This window comes from Bartonella sp. AC158YNML, assembly GCF_042196725.1.
Lineage (GTDB): Bacteria > Pseudomonadota > Alphaproteobacteria > Rhizobiales > Rhizobiaceae > Bartonella.
In genome coordinates, this window is sequence record NZ_JBHIQU010000050.1 from 1 (window position 1) to 2,787 (window position 2,787).

5 protein-coding genes are annotated in these 2,787 nt (G+C 33.5%); 1 reads left to right on the forward strand and 4 read right to left on the reverse strand.

What is annotated here, in order from left to right; translation table 11 throughout:
- The first annotated feature begins 40 nt into the window (after positions 1 to 40).
- Complete coding sequence (locus ACFIM1_RS09070; protein WP_375609766.1) at positions 41 to 421, forward strand: hypothetical protein; 381 nt, start codon at positions 41 to 43, stop codon at positions 419 to 421.
- 34 nt (positions 422 to 455) lie between these two features.
- On the opposite strand, the gene ACFIM1_RS09075 is transcribed toward ACFIM1_RS09070, so the two are convergent.
- The 4 genes from ACFIM1_RS09075 to ACFIM1_RS09090 all read right to left on the reverse strand — a co-directional run bounded on the left by ACFIM1_RS09075 (position 456) and on the right by ACFIM1_RS09090 (position 2,038).
- The gene (locus ACFIM1_RS09075) at positions 456 to 740 is read right to left on the reverse strand and encodes an addiction module antidote protein (RefSeq protein WP_375609767.1); all 285 of its coding nucleotides are present in this window, start codon (positions 738 to 740) and stop codon (positions 456 to 458) included.
- Entirely contained in the window at positions 721 to 1,032 is a 312-nt protein-coding gene (locus ACFIM1_RS09080) for a type II toxin-antitoxin system RelE/ParE family toxin (protein ID WP_375609770.1), read from the reverse strand. The genes ACFIM1_RS09075 and ACFIM1_RS09080 overlap by 20 nt, the downstream gene beginning before the upstream one ends.
- 330 nt (positions 1,033 to 1,362) lie before the next feature.
- The gene (locus tag ACFIM1_RS09085; protein WP_375609768.1) at positions 1,363 to 1,686 is read right to left on the reverse strand and encodes a helix-turn-helix domain-containing protein; all 324 of its coding nucleotides are present in this window, start codon (positions 1,684 to 1,686) and stop codon (positions 1,363 to 1,365) included.
- A gap of 1 nt (position 1,687) precedes the next feature.
- A complete protein-coding gene (locus ACFIM1_RS09090; RefSeq protein ID WP_375609769.1) occupies positions 1,688 to 2,038 on the reverse strand; it encodes a type II toxin-antitoxin system RelE/ParE family toxin in 351 nt (116 codons plus the stop codon).
- Between the last annotated feature and the right edge of the window lie 749 nt (positions 2,039 to 2,787).

Here is a 2,787-nt window from a genome sequence, read left to right on the forward strand (position 1 = left end):
TGGTTGTGCAATTTGTGACAAATCATTGAGGGGATAAGACATGGCAGATTATTTACCACAGCCCTTGCAAGGGAGAAGTCTTCATACGCAGCAGGTAAGCTTTTTGCGGCTTAATTTTAGCTATGAAGATAAAGAAAACGCTATGAGAATAGGTACGCTACCTCGTGGTGCTTTGATTACTTCGATCAAAGTATATGTTAAGACAGCATTTTCGGACACGAAGGTAAAAATAGGCAGCACTGCTGGAGGGACTGAGTTTGGGGAAGCAGAAATCAAACAGCAGGCAGTCAAAGAAGTTAAGCCTAGCAATCAAAAGGAATTTGTCCCTTATGATGAAGAACTTACTCTCTATGCTAAAGCTGATAAGACAGTACAAGCTGGTCAAGCAAGTATAGTCGTTGAATTTGTGATCAATCACTAAAATTGAGAGGAGATATCTATTAACTCCTCTCAGTTTATGAATTAGCAGATTGTACAGAGAGTTGTAAATTAAGGGCAGATAAGACAGCGACTAAAGTAGAAAGCTTGGGGTCACCCGTTTTGCTTAAAGAACGGTATAATCCACTACGTTCGCGATTGGTTTCTTTTGCTAAAGCACGCATATTTTGAGAGCGAGCAACAATACCAATGGCATCCGCTATATGAGCAGCATCACCAGTTTTGAAGGCTTCATTTAAAAAGACTTCTTGAGATTCTGGTATTGTGAGGTGTTTTTCAAAGCTAAAGGTTTTCAATTTCATTTTTAAGATCCTTTAAAAGAGATAAGGCTTTTTGAATATCACTGGATTGTGTGGATTTATCACCACCACAAAGCAATATAATGATTTTATCGCCTTTTTTTGTGAAATAAACTCGATACCCAGCCCCATAGTGGATACGCAATTCACCTATACCATTAAAAAATTTAATTTCACCTAAAAGTCCTGAACGAATTCTATGAAGTTTTCCAAGAATTATATCGGCAGCTTTTCTGTCTTTAAGCTTTTCTAACCATTCATCAAATTCATCTGTTGTTTTTATTATAGCTATAATTGGTGGACTGTAATACACATAATGTGTAATGTCAATAACAATATTTTTCACAGAAAGGTATTCTGATGACGCGTCATTATATTCGGGTTAAGATGGGAGGACCGATACCTGTAAAGCGAGATGTTTATCGTCATAGAAGAACGCTTTCGCACCTTGTGTCGGTCATATAAGATATAATACTAAAAAATACAATAAAGTCAATAGTTTGAGTGTAATTATTTTATATGAATCCACTCAAGAATCCACACTTTTATGCATGATTCATTCGACCATTTTTTATAAACAATTACCATGTATGAATAGACCATAAAAAGCTAATCATAAAGAAGTTTAAGAAGAAAAAACAACTTCAAAATGTCCTTCAAGCGTTTTAACTTCTTTCGGATTAACAATAATCTTTATATCGTTTCCTAATTTTGCCAAACACTCAAGCATTTTCATTTCACTAATTCCTCGAAATTCTCCACTTAAGAGTTTAGACAGTTTTGGTTGAGTCATTTTCAAAAGTTGACTAGCCTGTTTTTGTGTTAAGTTCTTTTCTTTCAGAATTTGACTAATCTTATGAGCAAGTTGCGCTTTGATAAGCATCTCTCTGGAATCTGAAAAGCCAATATCCGCATAAACATTGGAACTACCGTGAAAAACATTGATCATTTTAATTCCCTTCTAATTGTTCTGCTAACTTGAGACGTTCTTTAATCAGATTAATGTCTGGTTTTGGTGTTGCAATGCCACGGGTCGATTTTTTCTGAAAACAATGCAACACATAAAGAGATTTTTTATACTGTATCGTATAAACCGCGCGATAAGTTCCTTGAATATCGCGTTCAATAATTTCTAGAACATTGGCAGATCCAAATCCCTTAAGAACCTTAACATTTTCTCCTCTATCTCCTATCTGAGCAAGATAAAGAACATAACCAATCCTTTGTTGAATAAGATCAGGAAGACTTTTTATATCTTTGAGTGAAGAACCAAGCCATATGATACGTTTTATTTTACTCATGATTATTAATATATCCATATGGGTATATTTTCAAATATTTATTTTAATTTTGTGATTTTTTAATAACTATTATTAATAAAATTGACTTGATAAAAATGGTAACAAAAAACCATAATTGTTTATTTATCTTATGAAAATCTGCTTTTAAAAACCAATTCTCGTAAATGTAAAAAGAACGTTTTTTACAGATATTTATTGAATATGCATTTGCTTTTGATTGGCTTGTTAAAGCTACCGAGCATTTTGATTTGTTTGATACGTTTGATAGCCATAACAAGCGTTTATAGGCTCTCTCATTCAAATGAGTGATTAAAGATATACGCATTATTTACATTCCTTTTGATAAGTTTTCATATCTCTCATAGAGCGCTTGCAATATAATACGTTTTGTATATATGCATTCATTACTCCATTGTGGATAATTATTTTTCTATCATTATAATCGTTATTTGAAAGCCGCGTCATATTAATTGGCACGGCTTTTTTTTATTTTACTCTCTCTTTTATGATATGTTTATAGCAATGCGTTTTATATGCGTTTATAACCATAAAGAAAGCACGCCCCCACGCCGTTCTTTATTCTGTTTTATCAGTTATATTGACAATATTATCCCTTTCATAAACCTCACAATTTTTGGGAACCAACCTTACTTTGCTTTTTTGTTGATTTTTGCATTGCCATAAGCGCGACCCCAGACCTTAGTATAGAATAAAACCTTGGCATTGCCAAAAACAGAGCCATAAATTTC